14 protein-coding genes are annotated in these 19,430 nt (G+C 43.8%); 9 read left to right on the top strand and 5 right to left on the bottom strand.

Going from position 1 to position 19,430, the window contains the following annotated elements; genetic code table 11:
- Positions 1-50: 50 nt before the first annotated feature.
- Both R8N49_RS06680 and R8N49_RS06675 read right to left on the bottom strand, forming a co-directional pair.
- The gene (locus tag R8N49_RS06680) at positions 51-1,352 is read right to left on the bottom strand and encodes an anaerobic sulfatase maturase (RefSeq protein ID WP_033906479.1); all 1,302 of its coding nucleotides are present in this window, start codon (positions 1,350-1,352) and stop codon (positions 51-53) included.
- A 106-nt stretch (positions 1,353-1,458) separates the two neighbouring features.
- A complete protein-coding gene (locus tag R8N49_RS06675) occupies positions 1,459-2,985 on the bottom strand; it encodes an arylsulfatase (protein WP_186585377.1) in 1,527 nt (508 codons plus the stop codon).
- 140 nt (positions 2,986-3,125) lie between these two features.
- On the opposite strand from R8N49_RS06675, the gene R8N49_RS06670 reads away from it, so the two are divergent.
- Positions 3,126-3,983: a LysR family transcriptional regulator gene (locus R8N49_RS06670; RefSeq protein WP_186585379.1), complete on the top strand. Its 858-nt coding sequence runs from the start codon at positions 3,126-3,128 to the stop codon at positions 3,981-3,983.
- 134 nt (positions 3,984-4,117) lie between these two features.
- Here R8N49_RS06670 and R8N49_RS06665 read toward each other — a convergent pair whose 3' ends face one another.
- Entirely contained in the window at positions 4,118-5,665 is a 1,548-nt protein-coding gene (locus R8N49_RS06665) for an arylsulfatase (protein WP_005376560.1), read from the bottom strand.
- A 306-nt stretch (positions 5,666-5,971) separates the two neighbouring features.
- Between R8N49_RS06665 and R8N49_RS06660 the strand changes: the two genes are divergently transcribed.
- The 3 genes from R8N49_RS06660 (at position 5,972) to R8N49_RS06650 (ending at position 9,003) form a co-directional block, all read left to right on the top strand.
- On the top strand, positions 5,972-6,358 hold the full coding sequence (locus R8N49_RS06660) for a winged helix-turn-helix domain-containing protein (RefSeq protein ID WP_005376561.1): 387 nt from the start codon (positions 5,972-5,974) through the stop codon (positions 6,356-6,358).
- An 80-nt stretch (positions 6,359-6,438) separates the two neighbouring features.
- Complete coding sequence (locus R8N49_RS06655) at positions 6,439-8,793, top strand: fatty acid cis/trans isomerase (protein ID WP_042520719.1); 2,355 nt, start codon at positions 6,439-6,441, stop codon at positions 8,791-8,793.
- An 18-nt stretch (positions 8,794-8,811) separates the two neighbouring features.
- Positions 8,812-9,003 (top strand): hypothetical protein, encoded by a 192-nt coding sequence (locus tag R8N49_RS06650; protein ID WP_005376565.1) that lies wholly within the window; start codon positions 8,812-8,814, stop codon positions 9,001-9,003.
- A 50-nt stretch (positions 9,004-9,053) separates the two neighbouring features.
- Here R8N49_RS06650 and torS read toward each other — a convergent pair whose 3' ends face one another.
- On the bottom strand, positions 9,054-12,017 hold the full coding sequence (gene torS / locus R8N49_RS06645) for a TMAO reductase system sensor histidine kinase/response regulator TorS (RefSeq protein ID WP_258489317.1): 2,964 nt from the start codon (positions 12,015-12,017) through the stop codon (positions 9,054-9,056).
- Between the two features lie 43 nt (positions 12,018-12,060).
- Here torS and torT point away from each other — a divergent pair, with 43 nt between their 5' ends.
- Positions 12,061-13,110, top strand: coding sequence for a TMAO reductase system periplasmic protein TorT (gene torT, locus R8N49_RS06640; RefSeq protein WP_318189909.1), 1,050 nt, complete (start codon positions 12,061-12,063; stop codon positions 13,108-13,110).
- A gap of 64 nt (positions 13,111-13,174) precedes the next feature.
- Positions 13,175-13,630, top strand: a complete 456-nt coding sequence (locus R8N49_RS06635) for a methylglyoxal synthase (protein WP_005376571.1) — start codon at positions 13,175-13,177, stop codon at positions 13,628-13,630.
- A 77-nt stretch (positions 13,631-13,707) separates the two neighbouring features.
- Here the strand turns inward: R8N49_RS06635 and helD are convergent, their stop codons facing one another.
- Positions 13,708-15,777: a DNA helicase IV gene (helD, locus tag R8N49_RS06630; RefSeq protein WP_005376572.1), complete on the bottom strand. Its 2,070-nt coding sequence runs from the start codon at positions 15,775-15,777 to the stop codon at positions 13,708-13,710.
- 324 nt (positions 15,778-16,101) lie between these two features.
- Between helD and yccS the strand changes: the two genes are divergently transcribed.
- From yccS to R8N49_RS06615, 3 genes are all read left to right on the top strand, one after another.
- On the top strand, positions 16,102-18,255 hold the full coding sequence (gene yccS, locus R8N49_RS06625; RefSeq protein ID WP_005376573.1) for a YccS family putative transporter: 2,154 nt from the start codon (positions 16,102-16,104) through the stop codon (positions 18,253-18,255).
- Between the two features lie 189 nt (positions 18,256-18,444).
- Positions 18,445-18,675: a hypothetical protein gene (locus R8N49_RS06620; RefSeq protein WP_005376575.1), complete on the top strand. Its 231-nt coding sequence runs from the start codon at positions 18,445-18,447 to the stop codon at positions 18,673-18,675.
- An 80-nt stretch (positions 18,676-18,755) separates the two neighbouring features.
- Positions 18,756-19,058 (top strand): hypothetical protein, encoded by a 303-nt coding sequence (locus R8N49_RS06615; RefSeq protein ID WP_171342898.1) that lies wholly within the window; start codon positions 18,756-18,758, stop codon positions 19,056-19,058.
- Positions 19,059-19,430 lie beyond the last annotated feature (372 nt).

Genomic DNA, 19,430 nt, shown 5'->3' with positions numbered 1-19,430 from the left:
ATAGTTAAGTATAAGAACAAATGAAATAACTTAAGGTTATATTCACTATGTTATCTTTGCGGTTCTTGAGATTGGAGAAGTTGTGCAAGACCAACCAACATCGGTAACGCATAATCAAAGAACATTTTGATTCCCGAACACAAATAGTTTAGACCACTCTCACCATTCGGCGTTTTGATCAAACGGTTTTTTGGGCACTCACCCCAACAATAAGGCAAGTAAGGGCATTGCTTACAATACGTCGGCAATGAATCGCGTTTTGCCATGCCAAAAGTATATTGTCTTGTAGAGAAGGCCATTTCATTCAGTGAGTGTTCATGAATGTTGGCGAGTTTGTATTCTGGATACACATAGTGGTCGCAACTGAACACGTCGCCATTGTGCTCAATCGCCAACCCTTTGCCACAAAACTCCGCCGTCACGCAAAGCTGAGACGGTTTCCCCATTACTTGCGCCACCGCGGTTTCAAACAGATTAACCAGCACACGGCCAAGATCGTTATTCACCCACTCTTCAAAGGTCGCCATTAAAAAGCGTCCCCAGTCTTCAGGATCGACTGACCAATCCGTTACAATCGACATTGGATGCCCCGGTTTAGCCAGATCACTGCCTTTGGTTGGGATCATCTGTTCGTTCCAAAACTGCGGCGCGGTTGTTTGGAAGTTGTTGGCTTCTACCACCGGCGCAAACTGAATATAAGTCACACCCAATTCTTGGGTTAAAAATCGATATACTTCGAGCGGGTATTTCGCATTGTGACGATTCACCGTGACCAACGCGTTGAATTTCACGCCATGCGCTTTGAGCTTATCTACCGCTTTCATCACGAGATCAAACGTTGGCTTACCGCTGCGGGTTTTGCGATATTTGTCGTGCAGTTCTCGTGGTCCATCAATCGACAAGCCAACTAGGAAGTTGTGCTCTTTTAAAAACGCACACCACTCATCGTTTAGCAAAATGCCGTTGGTCTGAAGGTCGTTTTCAATGCGAACGCCTTTCGGCTGATATTTCTTTTGCAAAGCTACGACATTGCGGAAATAGTCCAACCCAAGCAGCGTCGGCTCCCCGCCCTGCCATGAGAATACAATTTCTTCGCCATCCTGACTTTCGATATAGCTTTTCACGAACGCTTCCAGTGTTGCGTCGTCCATTTTTGGCTGCTTTTCTTGGTGCAGTAGATTTTCTTTATGCAGATAAAAGCAGTACTGACAATCGATGTTGCACTTTGCTCCGCCTGGCTTTGCCATCACATGGAATCGACGGTCATACGCGCCCAGAACAGGCGCTTTAGACGCCGTTTTAAGAGGAACAATAGGCATAGTAGTAGAATGGCGAGGGGAAATCTTACTCATACGTTTCTCACTATTACATATACCCAAATAACCTCGTGAGCGCTGTACAGCAAAAGTGAAGCTATTTGGGTATATAGCGCTCCAAAAAGCGCTATATAATCTTAATTTACTTAGAAGACTTAGGTACGAACGAACCTGCTTCCATACGAGGCGGGAATTCTTTGAATGTACCCATCACCTCTTTCACTGTATCCATTGCTGGCATCATTAAGAATGAACGCTCGTACATCCAACGAGAATAACCCATGCCTTGATCGCCTCGTTCAAATGGATCAATGCTCAAGTCAAAGATCAGTGGCACACGAAGTTTAGTGAACGGCTTACGCCATACATCCATACCCGTTTCATTCTCTTGAATCATAAAGTGGAACTTGTACTTTCCTTGGCGCAATGCCACAAGATCGCCGTCGTCGCTCCAGTAAACGAACTCATTTCGTGCGGATTTGTCTGACTTACCCGTTAAATATGGCAGTTGGTTGTAACCGTCTAGGTGAACTTTGTAGTCCATATCGCCAACTTTTTTGCCTTTTAGTAATTCGTCTTTAACTTTGGTATCACCTGCCGCAGCAACTAGTGTCGGGAAAAAGTCCTCTAATGACATCATGCCGTTGAATGTTTTACCTGCCTCAATTTTTCCAGGCCATTTAATTAACATTGGCACACGGAAACTCCCTTCCCAACCAGTGTTTTTCTCTGAGCGGAACGGTGTCATCCCTGCATCCGGCCACAAATCAACCATAGGGCCGTTGTCAGTGGTGTAAACAATGATTGTATTGTCATCCACACCTAACTCTTTGATCTTGTTAAGTAGCTGACCGATTTGGTCATCGTGCTGCTTAACACCATCCGCGTAGAAACCGGCACCTGTTTTACCTTGGTATTCTTCAGGAACATGCGTGAAGTTGTGCATGCGAGTGGTGTTAAACCAAGTAAAGAACGGCTTGTCCGCTTTTACTTGTTTTTCTATGAAGCTTTTTGCGGCATCAAGAAACTCACCATCAACATTTTCCATACGCTTACGCGTAAGTGGACCGGTATCTTCGATTTTGCCGTCAGCGTAAGAATGGATAACGCCACGAGGGCCAAATTTCTTCTTGAACTCCGGATCTTTAGGGTAATCCACGTTCTCTGGCTCTTCTTCTGCGTTCAAGTGGTATAGGTTGCCGAAGAATTCATCAAAACCGTGGTTGGTAGGAAGATGCTCGTCTCGGTCACCTAAATGGTTCTTACCAAATTGTCCGGTTGCGTAACCCATTTGCTTAAGCACGGTTGCAATCGTCGGATCTTTTTCCGAGATACCTTCCGGAGCGCCTGGTAAGCCCACTTTTGATAGACCTGTACGTTTTGGCATTTGACCAGTGATGAATGCAGAACGGCCTGCTGTCGAGCTTTGCTGTGCGTAGAAGTTAGTGAACTTCGCACCCTCTTTAGCAATGCTATCGATGTTTGGCGTGTTGTACGCCATCATGCCTTGGTTGTAGGTACTAAGGTTCCAGTAACCAACATCATCACCAAAGATGACAAGAATGTTGGGTTTGTCCGCTGCATGTGCAACTGCAGATGCAGCGCCCAAAGCTAACGTACATGCGTTAAGTACGAGTTTTTTACTGCTCGTTTTGGTCGCATTTTTCATATTATCTCCAAGAGTTCGCTAGTGCGTAAAAATGGTATTCGCTTTTCAATACCATTGTTGATATAAGATAAAGCACTAATTTCAGGCGATAAATGCAGTCAAAATTAGTTAACCTATAAATTAAATTTATGAGTGACGTTATGGACTTGAATTTGATCCAAACTTTTCTTGTTGTTGCGGAGTTTCAATCTTATACAAAAGCCGCGGAACAATTAGGGCTTACACAACCTGCTGTGAGCGCTGCAATAAAGCGTTTAGAGCAAGTCGTAGATAAGCAATTATTCGTTAAAAAAGGACGAGGGATCGCACTAACCTCCACCGCTTATCAATTACTGCCGCAATTCCAGCAAGCGGTTAATATTATTGACAATGCGATATCTGATAAAAATCATTTTGAAGTGTGTTGTTCGGAAATTTTGTTGCACATTATGGACCCGATAAAGAACACTATTTTTTATGAATCACCACCCGAAAAATTCCTATTATTTGAGCTGTTAAGACAACAAAAAGTCGATCTAGTAATCGATACGGTGATCACAAAAGATGCAGCGTTTATTATTGAAGATGCCTATGAGGAAGAAGCCGTGGTTATCTGTCGTGAGAACCATCCCCGTGTACACGGCACGCTCACAAAAGAGCAATTTTATGAGGAAACTCACTGTTTATTTTCAGGAAAATGGAACAACATGTCGGGGTTCGAGCAACTAGCAAAGGAAACAATTCAAGAAAGAAAAGTCGACTTGATCACATCTTCGCTAGCGGGCATGGCGCTGTATGTCGCCCAAAGAGACAGTTTAGGGATCGTGTCTCAATCTTTTGCAAACAAGTGGAGCAAAGCGCTCAAACTTCAAATTTTGCCCTGCCCCATTTCGATACGCTCTATCCCTTACAAGTTCGTCTACCATAAGCGAGAGGTAAACAACCCAGCCCACATCGCTCTACGTGAAAAAATCAAAGCCAACTTAACGGCAGCCCGCTACGAACCAATTTGTTTATAACTCTTGTCAATTGAAGCGTTAGGCGTTTTCGTCATCAAGCTTTCTACAAACCTGAATAGATAGAGTTTTACAGATAAAAAAGAGGCTCATTTTAATGAGCCTCTTTCTATATGTGATACTTCACTTAGCTTTTCCTACTTATTTGGGTTCTCTTTTAGTTTCTCCATCACTTGATCGAGCGAGAAGCTTGCTGCTTTTTGCCTTGGTGGGAACTCTTTAAACGTTTCAAGGAATCTGCCTACGTAAGCTTGCGCAGGAACAAGCATGTAAGCACGGTCTAGCATCCAATCGTAGTAAGTGTTAGAAGTGATATCAGCCACTTCGTAAGGATCCATACGCAAGTTGAAGATCTTAGGAACACGAAGTGTGGTGAATGGTTCAGCCCAAATACGCAACGTACCTTTTGCTCGTTGCTCCATAAAGACCAGCTTCCATTTGTTATAGCGAAGTGCAGTTAAGTCTCCATCATCTGAGAAGTAAAAAATTTCTTCTCGTGGGGCCTTATCCTCTTTACCAGTCAAATATGGTAGGAAGTTATAGCCGTCTAGGTGAACTTTGAATTTCTTACCATTCGCACTATAACCTTTGAGCAATTTCTCTTTGATATTGTCATCACCCGCGGCAGCAACGAACGTTGGCATCCAGTCCATGTGATGCATGATATCATTCGAAACAGAGCCAGCTTTAATTTTACCCGGCCAACGTACCATCGCAGGAACTCGGTACGCACCTTCCCAGTTGGTATTTTTCTCTCCACGGAATGGCGTTGTACCTGCATCTGGCCACGAGTTCATGTGTGGGCCATTATCGGTGGAGTAAAAGACGATTGTGTTGTCTTTAATACCCAAATCATCCACTTTTTTCAGTAGCTGACCTACATGGTTATCATGCTCGACCATACCATCTGCATACTCGCTGATACCTGTTTTTCCAGAGTTCTCTTCTTTCACATGAGTACGGAAGTGCATACGAGTTGCGTTCCACCAGACAAAGAAAGGTTTTTCAGCCTTGACGGCACGATCCATAAAGTCGAGTGCCGCATCTAACGTCTCTTCATCCACGGTTTCCATGCGCTTGCGAGTTAGAGGCCCTGTATCTTCAATTTTGCCATCAGCGTACGAACGGATAACGCCGCGCGGACCGAACTTTTTACGAAACTCAGGATCTTTAGGATAATCGACGTTTTCTGGCTCCTCCTCGGCGTTCAAGTGATAAAGGTTGCCAAAAAATTCATCGAAGCCGTGATTAGTAGGAAGGTGCTCATCTTTATCACCTAAGTGGTTTTTACCAAATTGCCCTGTCATATAGCCCATCGGCTTCAGCATTTCGGCAATGGTTGCGTCCTCTTCCTTCAAGCCAAGATCAGCACCTGGAAGCCCCACTTTACTCAAACCTGTTCTAAGAACGGTTTGGCCCGTAATGAAAGTAGAACGGCCCGCTGTACAAGATTGCTCACCGTAATAGTCAGTGAACATCATGCCTTCTTTGGCGATACTGTCTATATTTGGTGTTTTGTACCCCATCAAGCCAAACGTGTAAGCACTGAGATTGGACTGGCCAATATCATCACCCCAAATGACGAGAATATTTGGTTTCTCTGCTGCGATACTGCTACTTGTCGCACCGATTAAAGCGGCGGCAAGAATCGCTAATCGGCGTTTAACGCCATATTTCGCTGTCATATAAACCTCTGTGTGTATTAGAAAGGTGCTTCCTGCAACAGAATGTATAGTTCACAAATAGCGGATAAGCGAATTTACTAAATGAGAATTCTTTCTATCTTCGCCTAACATTACACCGTTATTTGTAGCTAATACGCACTCCAATAGCACTTTAGTTCAGAGCGCCATCGCACCATTCATCACTACTATTAATCTCAAATATTAAGATTGTCTACGCATATCACAGTGCTCATAAAGTACCTGATTGCTTTTATATAAATATTAATGATAATACGTTTTACTACTATTAATAATTAAGGTACCCGTGTGCTTGACTCCAAGGTTTCAAATGGAAAAACTTCCCAATGCCAACACAACGGCGTTCACCATAATGATGAGGAGCTATTACTAGATAAGCGCACTCACTCTGTGGTACTCAATTACCTGCCAAACAAGAAATCTGTTCAGTTAACAAGCATTCAATTTAAGCTGCTGCAAACTCTCACTCACCATCAAGATCAAGTACTTAGTAAGCATTTTCTTTACGAAACAGTACTAAAACGTGAATTTACTGAACATGATCGAGCACTCGATATGCACATGAGCAGAATGAGAAAGCGTCTAGTTCACGAAGGCGTTCCAACAGACAGAATTCAGACAGTCCACCGCCAGGGTTACATTTTCAAGCGCTCAGACAATCAACAGAAAAATTAACGCTAATTGACCCAACTTTTGGTAATTGACCGCTTATTTTGCTTTAATTAATGCAAATTCTAATCACGTAAAATAACTCAATGAATTTGCGCTTAATTTTTACACTTTGCATTGCTACTTTGTTTGCCGGCTGTGCAACCTATGCTGGTCTTAACTATGACCAACTGTTTGGTCCACAGCTCGTGCGTGAACGCACAGTTGACGTGGAAACCCCTCAAGCAAACTTCTTCCAAAGCGAAGTTAAACCCATTATGGATAACCGCTGTGTCGTCTGCCACGCGTGCTACGATGCACCATGTCAACTTAAGCTCTCTTCTGTTGAGGGCATTGACCGTGGTGCGAGTAAAGCACTGGTATATGAAGGAACAAGACTCACAGCCGCAGCACCAACACGCTTATTCGAAGATGCAGAAACAACCCAAGAGTGGCGCGATGCGGGTTTTCATCCGGTTCTCAACGAACGTGATCAAAGCATGGCAGCCAACATTGATGCAGGCCTTATCGCACGTTTGCTACAACAAAAAGAGCGCCACCCATTGCCTGACCAAGTCCAGTTAGAAGGCTTTGACTTTTCGATAGACCGAGAGCAAACCTGTCCGACGATTGAAGAATACGAGCAATACGAAAAGGATAACCCGACCTGGGGAATGCCTTTTGGTATGCCAAACCTATCAAACAGTGAATACCACACACTCATGACTTGGTTGGAAAACGGCGCAATAATGAACGTTCACCGACCTGTTAGTGAGAAAGAGCAAGCGCAAATAGATAAGTACGAAGCATTACTTAACCACTCTGATTTGAAAAATCAGCTGATGGCTAGGTATATATATGAGCATTTATTTTTATCTCATCTCTACTTTTCGGAACTCGATGAAGATCCCCGATTCTTCACGCTCGTCCGCTCTGCTACACCACCAGGACAGCCCGTCAAACGTATTTCAACGCGTCGCCCGTACGATGATCCAGGGGTTGAACGTGTGTTTTATCGAATTATTCCAGAGCAAGGGACCATAGTAGATAAAACTCACATGCCATTCGCGTTAAACAAGCAACGCATAGAGAACTGGAAAACTTGGTTTATTGATGCTGATTACATGGTTAGTCAGCTACCGAGTTATGAACCAGAAGTTGCTGCAAACCCGATGACATCATTCATCGACCTTCCAGTGAAGTCGCGCTTTAAGTTCATGCTAGATAATGCACAAAATACAATAATGGCATACATCAAAGGCCCAGTTTGTCGTGGCCAACTGGCATTGAATGTTATCAATGATCGCTTTTGGGTGTTTTTCCTTGATCCAGATAAAGCAGACATCCCAGAAGTAAATGAGTTTTACCGATCTCAGGCTGATAATCTAAAACTGCCGGCAGAGCAAGAAAGTAACACGCTACCTGTTACCAACTGGGTCAAGTACGCGCGTCAACAAGCTCGCTACCTAGAGGCTAAATCTGAGTTCACTAATAACTGGTTTAAAGAAGGTGAAAACCTATCCACCGATGTAATTTGGGATGGTAATGGCACCAACCATAATGCGGCATTAACGATATTCCGCCATTTTGATAGTGCTTCTGTTGTTCAAGGGTTAGTTGGTGAGCAGCCTAAAACAGTGTGGATTCTTGACTACGCGCTACTAGAGCGTATCCACTATTTGCTTGTTGCTGGGTTTGACGTTTACGGTAACTTCGGCCATCAGCTCATGACACGAATGTTTATGGACTTCTTGCGTCTAGAAGGCGAAAGTAACTTTATCTCTTTGTTACCCGCCGATATGCGCCATGAACTTCAATCTAGCTGGTATAAAGATCAAAGCCCGCAGTTGAGTGACTTTTTACAACGAAATGTGAAGCCGTTTAACCAACCAACCAGCGTTCAGTATAAGAGTGACGATCCAAAAACGGAGTTGGTGGAGTTGTTGAGAGAACATGTCTCAGGTGTGCTTCTGCCTCGCTACGAAATTCAAGATACGGCTCTTTCTGCGAGTAATGAAAAACAACTAAAACGCATTGACCACGTTCGTGGTGAAGGCCTGAAAACCGTTCCGCAAATCACTATGCTTATGGTGAGAAGTCAATCAGGGGAAGATGAACTGTTCACCTTACTTCACAACAATGCACACACAAACATCTCTAGCTTGTTTGATGAAGAAAGTAACCGTGACTTTGCTAACGATGACATGACCATTGTACGCGGCGTTGTGGGAAGCTACCCTGCGGCATTTTTCTCGATCAACGAAAACCAAGTAAAAGATTTTGTCGATCAATTTAGTGCCATCCAAAACGAGTCCGATTACGTTAAGTTATTGGATAATTTTGCGATTCGTAGAAGCTCAGAAAAATTCTGGTCATTTAGCGATCGTTTACACAATTGGTACCGTACAAAACAACCGATCGAATTTGGATTACTTGACTATAATCGTTTTGAGAATCGATGATGATTTAAGGGGGTTCTCATGGGTATCCGAGATAACATTGCCGCTCTTGAACAACAGATTTACGTTGCTTGTTCTGAGGGAGACTACGAAACGGTCAATATGCTTGAGCATCAACTCGAATACTTGCGTGGCAAAGTGGAACATCCTTTTGATGATGACCCTTATGCCCTAGACACTCGATTCGAGTGGGAAGATGACATGACCGAATAGAAAAAACCTCCGGAAAGCCGGAGGTTTTTTTATTTTCAATGCTCGATGGATTACTTCGCCATTAACTCATCCAGAGCTTGAATTGATGCAGACACTTGAGAAACTAAATCATCTTTAGTCGCATTATAGGTATCTAAAGGTTGAGCCGCGGCTTCAATTGCTTGGCAAGCGTTCATTAATGCAGTTAGTCCTAAACTTCCCGCGCTGCCCTTTAATTTATGGGCAAGGTTCTTTACTTCTTTACTATCATTGTCCTCAGCAGACGCTTGCAGTTTGCTTAATACATCAGTGCTGGTGGATCTAAACAGATTAATAATGTGCAACATCTTATCTCTGCCCAAGATTTTCATATCGGACTCAATCACGCTCGGATTAATGATAACCACATCGGGTTCCTTTGTTTTAGGTGCTTGAACGACCTTTAATTGTAGCTCTTGTTCTTGAGGCGAAATTTGATCAAACGGGGTACAGTCGGCATTTTGTGGCAACAACAACGGCTTTCCGTCTAGCGCATCCTGAATCAATGCCGCGAGTGCCTCTTTTGCCAATGGCTTAGGCAAGTATCCGTCAAAACCAGCGGCTAGATAGCGCTCAACTTCTTCCGCAAAAACGTGCGCAGACACTGCAATCATTGGCGTGACGGCAAGCGCTTTATTGGCCGGCTTATCACACTCAATCCGCTTTAAGCGTTGGATCAACTCAGTTCCATCACAATCAGGGAGGTTGATGTCGACCAAAGCGATATCAAAATCTTGTGTGCTGATCAGTTGCTCTGCTTGTGAGCCGTTTTCTGCCATCACGACTTGGTGCCCCATGCTTTCTAGAAAGCCTTCCGCGACCACTCGGTTGACTTCATTATCTTCTACTAGCAAGACCTTTGCTTTCACTTTGCAACGTGCGGTTGCCACGGTTCCTGTTTCAATAGGTTCGCTTTCCTCTAACGGAATAGAGAACCAGAATCGGCTACCATTTCCCTCTTCGGAATCGACTTCTAAAACACCGCCCATCGCTTCAATGATTCGCTTACTGATGGCAAGTCCAAGCCCCGTGCCTCCAGTTTGGCTCATCCCACCTTCAGCTTGCGTGAAGGCATCAAACAACGTTCTCTGGTATTTTTTGGCAATTCCTATTCCAGTGTCTGATACTTCAAACAGGACTTGCGACTCGTCCTCAGGGTTCAGGCTAACGTAGATATCAATTTCTCCTTCGTCAGTGAACTTAATCGCGTTACCAACGAGATTGTTCAGCACCTGACTGATTCTGGTGACATCCCCTTTCCAGTAGCGACTAACATCACTTTCAATATGGTAGGAGAACAGCAGCTTCTTCTCTTGTGCTCGACTGTTCATTAACTGGAAAGTGTCCTCCACCATTTGGTGTAAATCAAAGCCCATGTGACGAATTTCTAAATGCCCCGCTTCAATCTTGGAGTAATCCAGTACATCATTAAGGATCGCGAGCAACGTTTTACCACTACGATTAATGATTTCCGCATAACGCTTTTGAATTGGGTTGAGGCCTGAGTCAATCAACAAGCGTGCTGTCCCCAACACTCCGTTCATTGGCGTTCTTATCTCATGGCTCATCGTCGCCAAGAATGCCGATTTTGCTCGGCTCGCTTGCTCTGCTTGCTTGCGAGCTTTAGCGTGATTCAAAACCTCTTCATTCAAACGGCGGTTTGCTTGTTTTAACTGCGAAGTGCGCTGCTCAACGAGCTCTTCTAAATGCTCTTTATGCTCCTCAAGCTCTCGCTTGGCTTGAGCTTCACCCTCTGCTACCACTTTTAGTGCTTGCGCGGTATTACGAGCCGTGATGATGGCCTGCCCCATATGCGCCAACTCATCTTTGCCTTTCACTTCCAACTCAACCGCTAAGTTACCCTGCGCCACAGACAGCAACGCAGCGGAATATTCAGCTAACCGCTTCACAACAGAAAGGTACACCACACGCCATAAAATCAGCACCAATACAATCAAACCAACAATTGAAATAACGGTTAAAGACCACTGAGCGAATTTCAGTGTGCTGGTCAATTGGTCTACAGCGACGGTAGTGGTTTTGTTTGAATCATCAACCAATTTGTTGACCGTGCCATTAAGCTCTGAGAACAACTCTAATGTCTTTTGCATCAGTTGTTGTGACTGTTCGTTATTCTCGTATTGCTGCATCAGTATAGAAAATACGACCTGACGCTTACCAAGCTCTATGAGCAGTTGGCTCATTTGCTTAGAGCGCGTAGGATCTTCCACAGCGAGTACACGGCGTTGCATGATTTTGAGGTTGCTATCGAAATCACTTTGAACCTGTTGAATTCGCTCAATATTCGTTAATGTCCGAGCCTCTTCAATCTGATTCAACATTTTATAGGCCAACAAGTGCAGTTCATGTAATCGCTCAGTCAGATCAAGATCGACCTCCACCAGTGCATCTAGCGCCTGATAAACTTGCGATTTTTTATTCGATTCTAATAAGTCATAAATATGCGTGACGTTAGCAACAGCAATGGTGCTTGTATTCTGAACTTGCGTACGAGTTAGTTGTTCTAGCTCTTCACTGAGCAGACGCATTTCTTCAACACGAGTATCTATCTCTTTTGCAAGCCACAGCTTTTTTTCAACCGAAACACCGAGTTCTGCCAAATTGTCGATAACGTTCTGGACGTTATTCTCTAAAGCTTCTAACAATTGAGAATCGAACGACTCACTCCCGAGCTCCTTGATGTGAGTGAGTAAAGACTCGAGCTGTTCGAACAGCACTCGCCCTGACTCCTTTCTTTCCTGCTCGTTTCTTGCGTTCGACAACATTTGTACAGACGAAATAATACGAGTACTCAACTCAGAGACTTGCCTCGCCTCAATCATGGCGGGAATCGCAGAATCCACGACATTTCTTTCGGTTTTGGCAACCAAAGAAAATCCAGACACACCAATAAGTGCCGATAACATGACCAGTATTGCCATCGCAATGAAAGACAACAAAAGTTTACGACCGATGCTTGCAGTTGCTAGCAGCATATTTTCATGACCTTAATGTTCGTGTTCAGCGACATATTACGTTATATTTTGCAGTGTTTACTTAATCTATGCCAACGAACTTCATTTCATGGTTAAAAATCAACACGCATTTCGCACATTTTTCAAACATTCTGCAGCCACTTTAACCCTCGTTGCTTCTTTGCCAGCGGTTGCCGCAGAGAAAATATGTGCAATATACCCTCACCTAAAGGATTCATACTGGTTGTCAGTAAACTATGGAATGGTGTCCGAAGCGAAAAGAGAAGGTGTCGAGCTACGAGTTCTTGAAGCGGGCGGCTACCCAAACAAAACCCGTCAAGAACAACAACTCGCACTGTGTAACCAATGGGGAGCAGATGCAGTTATCCTTGGGACCGTGGACCCACAGGCTTACGAGCATTCACTTAAAAATTGGGTAGGGAATACTCCCGTTTTTGCTACTGTGAACCAACTCGACTTGGATGAAGAACAAAGTGAGTTGCTAAAAGGGACTGTCGGTGTTGACTGGTATTGGATGGGATACGAAGCGGGTCAATATTTGGCAGCTCGTCATCCAAAGGGGTCAGGAAAGACCAACATTGCCTTACTTTTGGGGCCGCGAACTCGTGGTGGTACGAAACCCGTTACTGCCGGATTTTATGAAGCGATACAAGGAAGTGATATCAACATTGTTGACTCATTTTGGGCAGACAACGACAAGGAGTTACAACGTAACCTAGTTCAACGTGTGATCGATATGGGAAATATAGATTACATTGTTGGCAGTGCAGTGGCGATTGAAGCGGCCATCAGTGAGCTGCGCAGTGCCGGCAAAGCTGAGGAGATCGGTTTAGTTTCTGTGTACTTAAGTCATGGTGTATATCGAGGCCTGTTACGTAACAAAGTGCTCTTCGCACCAACAGATAAAATGGTGCAGCAAGGTTGGCTTTCCGTGATGCAAGCAACGCATTACTTAAGGGGTGAAGCTTATGACAAACATGCCTCACCAACCATCAAACCACTGACTCCGAAGACGCTTCATGACGACACGATCGAAGAATCGTTATCTCCGTCAGAATATAGGCCGACATTCCGTGTTAAGGCTGTTGATTGAAAGACCAAAAACGTGTTCTATTGAGTCACAACAATTTTAAAATCATACAAACGGAAACATCTTGATGCAAAAAACCATTCGTACCATGCCAACCCATAAACATGTGGCTTTGGTTGCTCACGACAACTGCAAACCTGAGCTACTTCGCTGGGTAAAAGAAAACAAAGAAAAGCTACAGAGTCACTTCCTTTACGCAACTGGCACGACAGGACACATGCTAAGTAAAGAAACTGGACTTGCGATCAAGAGCATGATCAGTGGTCCGATGGGCGGTGATCAACAACTAGGCGCTCTTATTTCAGAAGGCAAAATCGACGTTCTCGTTTTCTTTTGGGATCCACTGAATGCCGTACCTCACGACCCAGACGTTAAAGCGCTTCTTCGTATTGCTAGTGTTTGGAATATTCCTGTAGCAACGAACCGAGCCACCGCTAAGTTCCTGTTTAACTCCCCTCTTCTTGAGCAAGAAGTAGACATCGAAGTGCCGGATTACGAAGCCTATCTTGCTGAGCGCATGTAAGCTTTGATGCTAACCAAATAAAGCAAAGGCGATACCAAGTATCGCCTTTACTGTTTTTAACATTCTAAACGTTGCATTTAACGAGAAGTCACGATGGGATAGTCACCATTAACGAGCTCTTGAACGAATGCAGATCCCGCACCAGTATGCGTAATCCAAACCTTCTCTTTCGCACGTGTAATCGCCACGTAAAATAGCCTGCGCTCTTCTGCGTAAGGGAATTTGTCTTTGGACTCCGTCAACGCACCATCAATGTGAATTTGCTTCTTCTTAGCGGGGAATTGCCCCTCATCCACAGAAAGAATAATCACAAAGTCAGCTTCGCGTCCTTTACTCGCATGGCAAGTCATAAAGCGAATATCGAGATTAGGGAAACGTCGCAACCAATCGTCGAACAAATCGGGCTTATGATAATGGTTACGTCCTAGCAATAAAACTGACTTGGTTTGCTTGGCTTGTTGATTCAAGTGGTCCAAGATCTTTTCCACTTGATTGCTCGGCGCGGTATGTACGCTCTTCTGCTTGCGTTGTTTGTGGCTGTTTAGTGTTTTCGGCAACTGCGATGGGTTTTGCTGCACGAATGTATTCGCTACATCACCAATCTGATTGTTGAAACGATAAGTTGTATCTAAGTGATGAACGGTTGAGTGAGCAAAGCGTTCTTTAAAACCAGTGATAAGATCGACATCCGCTCCTGCAAACTGATAGATCGCTTGCCAATCGTCGCCAACAGCAAATAACGTGGCACCTGCTTGTTTCTGAGTGGATTCACACAGTGCTTCAATCAATGCCAGACGATCTGGAGAGATATCTTGATACTCATCGACCATAATAAAGCGCCATGGCGAGACAAACTTCCCTTTATTCACATAATCTGTCGCACGACTGATCATGGTTGGGAAATCCACTTGGTTGCTTTCTTTAAGCATTTTCTGCCACGCTGTAAAACATGGCCAGCATAAGGCGAGTTCACTATTTAAACGCGTATAGTCTTGGTGGTTTACGAGCTTTTCTTGTACTTGCTTTTTGGTCAAGCCCACCGCCGCTAAATGAGACAGCTGCGAATCTAGCCAAGCGATCAGTTTTGGATTTTCTGAATGGCTTCCTAACTCATCATCCCCTTTTAGGTACGCAATCGGCCATTTGTCTAAATGTTTTTGCCAACGTTTAAAGTTGGTGGGTGTCATCCAATGTTTTTTCAACCAGTCTACACACCATGCTGTTCGTTGATTTTCGTCCAACGCTAAAGGACTAATTTCGACAGGTTGCTGTTCGACTTGTTTAAGAATATACAAGCCCAACTGATGGAATGTGTTGACGCGCACACCGTCTGCCGCCATGCCCACTTTATCTACTAAGCGTTCTTTCATTTCAGTCGCCGCATCACGACCGAACGCTAACATGAGAAGCTCTTCTGCTTGAGCTTGATGGCTTTGCAACAAATAGGCAACTCGTGCGGTTAAAACGCTGGTTTTGCCCGAGCCGGCCCCAGCAAGAACTAAGTTGTGGTCGTCGTTGAGCAATACCGCATATTGCTGGGATAAATTCAAAGGAGAGGATTCAATTTGATTAAACAGCACTTCCCAATTTGGACGTTCTGCTTCTAGCCAATCGCGATTACGCTCACCAAGCGCCTCAGAGGTATCAATGAGCCAAGGCTCTATTTGCGACATACGATTCGGCATTCGCATTTTGGCTTCTTCTAGGGTGGTTTTCATCTCGCTTAACTCTTGGTTAAGGCTTTCAACCCAGGAGACCACTTGAGAATGCGATAAGTAAGCAGGCAAGTGCTTTAGTTTGTAAAGCTCTTCTTCCCACTTAGGTAGATACTCAGCCAGTTTTCGGCACTGAGTGTTGTGCCACTCTTGATATTGACGAACGGCCTCAAGCGCAAACTTTCGGCATTGCGGCCACGGTAAACCTTGGACTAGCCAGCTTTGTTGTTTGCCTTCGTGTTCATGAGCAAAAAACTGTAAAGAGCTCCATAATAACCCACGCTTTACGCTAACTTTGCCATTCCAGATCGTAAAAGGAATATGTTCTTCACTGCCTATCGAGCTTAATAAAACACTGTTCTCTTTTATTTCGACGTGATGGTACTCATTTTGAATAAAAAACTGTGCTTTGCTAGTGGCAGTAAGCTGCATGAAACGTGCGCCTTTTAGTTTAGAAGTTGTCGATTTATATCATTTTAAGGCGCTAAATTGTAGCAACGGCGAGCACCTAAGTAAGCTTCTTCTTCTATTCTTTAATAAAATTCACATTACTGTCGATTTAATAACCTAAAGCTGAGGTTATTTGAAGCTGGCTTTACAATCCTCAATACATGACCTGGCAGTTTTAATATAAGTCAATGACATCCCTGCTGATTTTATCAGCAACCACGAATTTTTCTTAAAGTAAATCATAAACGCGCTATAGTGGGTCTGGTAGTATTCCCCCTGTTCTTCATCGGAAACATAAGGCGCATTGTGCAAGCAACTTCTAAATTTCGGCTCTATTGGGCAAACAAGACGATAAATTACAGCGTTCTTATCCTTATTACCTTACTGGGTGTGGTTATCCCAACTTGGTACTTCGAGCAAAACACGCTGATAACGCCATTAATATTAGGCGTTATTGCTGCTGCTTTGGCTGAAAGTGATGACAGTTTCACTGGACGCATCAAGGCTCTGATTCTCACCTTTCTCTGTTTTGCGCTTGCTGCTTTTTCAATTGAAATCTTGTTCGATACCCCTTGGGCTTTTGCGTTGGGATTATTTATCTCAACCTTCGGCTTCATCATTCTTGGAGCGATAGGTCCTAAGTACGCGAGTATTGCTTTTGGTTCGTTGCTGATCGCTATTTATACTATGCTTGGCGCACATGAAAGCACCAACATTTGGTTTCAGCCACTACTGCTTTTGACTGGTGCCGCATGGTATTACTTCATGTCCATGATTTGGCAGATATTTTGGCCTCTTCAACCGGTGCAACAAAGCTTAGCCAATGTGTTCTTCCAAATGGCGAATTATCTTGATGCGAAAGCCAAGCTTTTTCACCCTGTGACCAACTTGACGCCACAACCGCTACGGATTGAAGCTGCAAAATGCAATGCTGCCACGGTTACGGCACTAAACGCTTGTAAAACCACATTACTTAACCGATCGAAACGGGGTCACATTGATGGGCCTAGTGACCGATTTTTAAATATTTATTTCATCGCTCAAGACATTCACGAACGCGTCAGTTCTAGCCATTATCGCTATCAGGATTTAGCGACCGAATTTGAACGTTCTGATGTGCTGTTTCGTTTTAAATATCTTTTGGAGTCTCAAGCCCAAGCGTGTCGTGATATTGCACTAGCCATTCAGCTAGGAAATGAATACTCCCATACCGATCAATCTATTCTGGCATTAGCTGAAGTACAAAACTCTCTTGCTTATCTAGAAGAACAAAAGCAAGGGCACTGGAAACGTCTGCTGATGCAGTTAACATATTTATTCAATAACTTAGCGACGGTAGAAAAACAACTTAATAACATTAACAACCCAGATGTTGAAGGCCTCGAAGAAGATACCCTCGCCGATACCAACCCACACACGCTAAAGGCGATGTGGCAGCGTATATCAGCAAATTTACACAAAGATTCGATGCTGTTTCGGCATGCATTACGTATGTCAATTGCCTTAACGATTGGCTATGGAATCATTCAAATATTCAACATCGACCGAGGTTACTGGATACTCTTAACCACTTTATTCGTATGCCAACCGAACTACAGTGCCACTCGCCAAAAATTGACGGCGCGAGTAATAGGTACATTAGCTGGTTTGTTGATTGGTGTACCATTGCTGACTTTTTTCCCTTCTCAAGAAAGCCAGTTAGTATTTATCGTTATCTCTGGAGTGATGTTTTTCGCCTTCCGGATGAACAACTATGGGTACGCGACTGGTTTTATTACACTGCTCGTCCTCTTCTTATTTAATCAACTAGGTGAAGGTTACGCAGTTGTCCTTCCTCGACTAGCAGATACCCTCATCGGGTGTGTGCTTGCAGTAGGAGCTGTATTAGTTATTTTGCCCGACTGGCAGTCGAGAAGGCTTCACAAAGTTATGTCGGATGCGATAGAGGCGAACAAGCAGTATCTCGATCAGATCATTGGTCAGTATAGAATCGGCAAGAAAGACAATTTGAGCTACCGTATCGCTCGCCGCCAGGCCCACAATAATGATGCCTCACTCTCTTCTGCGATTAGTACGATGCTGGCGGAGCCTGGCAAATATCGCGCAGCTGTTGATGAAAGTTTTCGCTTCCTAACGTTAAATCACGCAATGTTGAACTATATTTCTGCATTAGGCGCGCACAGAACTCGCATCGAAGATGAGTCAATTCATAAACTCGTTTTAGATGCTCACCGTTGTATTCATCAACATCTGGATGTACTTCATAAACAGCTTCACCAGCATTGTGAGGAGTGTGACCTATCTAATATTGATGATGCTGGACTCGAGCAACGCTTAAATGAATGGCGCGATGAAGACGACAGCTCTGCCCGCATGGTATTGCAACAACTCCATCTTATCTATCGCATGCTCCCAGAGCTTCATTCACTTGCTAGCAAGTTTGCCGTCAGAGTAAGTTAGTAACATTCAAACCATATGTAAGAGGGAAGCGCTATATCGCTTCCCTTTTTATTTTTACGTTTCCACCTACCCCAAAGTGGGTAATTATGTACCTTCTTAGGAAAAATCTGACGTATCACTTAACACACCTTGACAATATTCGGACAAAAAGCAATCGATCAAATTCTAATCTATTTTGGTTGAATAAATATGTTGTATCCAAAGGATGAAGAATTTCGGGCAACGACGGATAAACCGAATCACGACGAAGGTATTGAGATGAACGCACAACAATTTAATGAACTTAAACAAAAGCTCAGTGATTTAACGGCAAGTCAGTTAAAGTCATTACAAGGTGAGATCAGCGTGAAACTAAATAAAGCGCAAAAACCGGTTCTATCTGGTGAAGAAAGAGAAATGCTTGCCAAACTGTTTGCCTAATCAAGTCATTGATATAAAACACTTGAACGTTTTATAAAGTCCACCTATGCTCTCACTATCATAATGTTGGGAGTAGTGATATGCCTGTATCGGGAATTCAATCTGGACACCACATCGTTCAGATGTCACAACAAATAGCCGAGAAAGCTGCACATGGCATTAGCAATAATGTAAGTAAGGTTAAAGAAGAGCTTTCTGATCACAACATCGATTTAGCTGCGGTTGCGGATGTCGCAATAACAGCCTCAACACCTAGCCTTCCCTCTCAAAAAGTTGAATCTCTCATCAACCTAGCACAAGCCGCTGGTTATAACCGAGTTGGCGCGTCTGTCATAGAGAAAAACAATGAAATCATTGGCAGCTTGCTAGACATCCACGTTTAGGCGATTTAACGTCAAATTATCGCTATTTTAATTTCCAACTATCACTATAACGTCGTAACAAGATAACCCCTTTGCTTCGTTCTTGCTTTCTATTTCGATTCAAATATCTCCTGTTTAAAATCAAGCTTTCCCGAAAAAAATGGGCGGCTTATCAGAACCGCCCATTTTTATGTTGCATACAGGTTTATCCGTTATCAATAACACCGTTGTTGAGCAATGACTCTACAATCTCGTTGGAGCTGAGACCGTTGAAGTCGATTGAAGTACCTAAGTTTTCCACGACAATAGTCTGTTGGTAACTATTCACCCACGAGCTATTGACGACGGTTTACGCTAAAAATACTGGCGCCTGATAATCAACTTTCAACATGT

Source organism: Vibrio sp. 1978 (assembly GCF_033344345.1).
Note: the sequence above shows the minus strand (reverse complement) of the source record. Positions and strands in the feature narration are given on the sequence as shown.

What these genes read in the sequence shown, in the direction of transcription:
- R8N49_RS06680 (WP_033906479.1), bottom strand. Translation starts at nt 1,352, where the DNA reads ATGAGTAAGATTTCCCCTCGCCATTCTACTACTATGCCTATTGTTCCT.
- R8N49_RS06675 (WP_186585377.1), bottom strand. Translation starts at nt 2,985, where the DNA reads ATGAAAAATGCGACCAAAACGAGCAGTAAAAAACTCGTACTTAACGCA.
- R8N49_RS06670 (WP_186585379.1), top strand. Translation starts at nt 3,126, where the DNA reads ATGGACTTGAATTTGATCCAAACTTTTCTTGTTGTTGCGGAGTTTCAA.
- R8N49_RS06665 (WP_005376560.1), bottom strand. Translation starts at nt 5,665, where the DNA reads ATGACAGCGAAATATGGCGTTAAACGCCGATTAGCGATTCTTGCCGCC.
- R8N49_RS06655 (WP_042520719.1), top strand. Translation starts at nt 6,439, where the DNA reads ATGAATTTGCGCTTAATTTTTACACTTTGCATTGCTACTTTGTTTGCC.
- R8N49_RS06650 (WP_005376565.1), top strand. Translation starts at nt 8,812, where the DNA reads ATGGGTATCCGAGATAACATTGCCGCTCTTGAACAACAGATTTACGTT.
- torS (WP_258489317.1), bottom strand. Translation starts at nt 12,017, where the DNA reads ATGCTGCTAGCAACTGCAAGCATCGGTCGTAAACTTTTGTTGTCTTTC.
- R8N49_RS06635 (WP_005376571.1), top strand. Translation starts at nt 13,175, where the DNA reads ATGCAAAAAACCATTCGTACCATGCCAACCCATAAACATGTGGCTTTG.
- helD (WP_005376572.1), bottom strand. Translation starts at nt 15,777, where the DNA reads ATGCAGCTTACTGCCACTAGCAAAGCACAGTTTTTTATTCAAAATGAG.
- R8N49_RS06620 (WP_005376575.1), top strand. Translation starts at nt 18,445, where the DNA reads ATGTTGTATCCAAAGGATGAAGAATTTCGGGCAACGACGGATAAACCG.
- R8N49_RS06615 (WP_171342898.1), top strand. Translation starts at nt 18,756, where the DNA reads ATGCCTGTATCGGGAATTCAATCTGGACACCACATCGTTCAGATGTCA.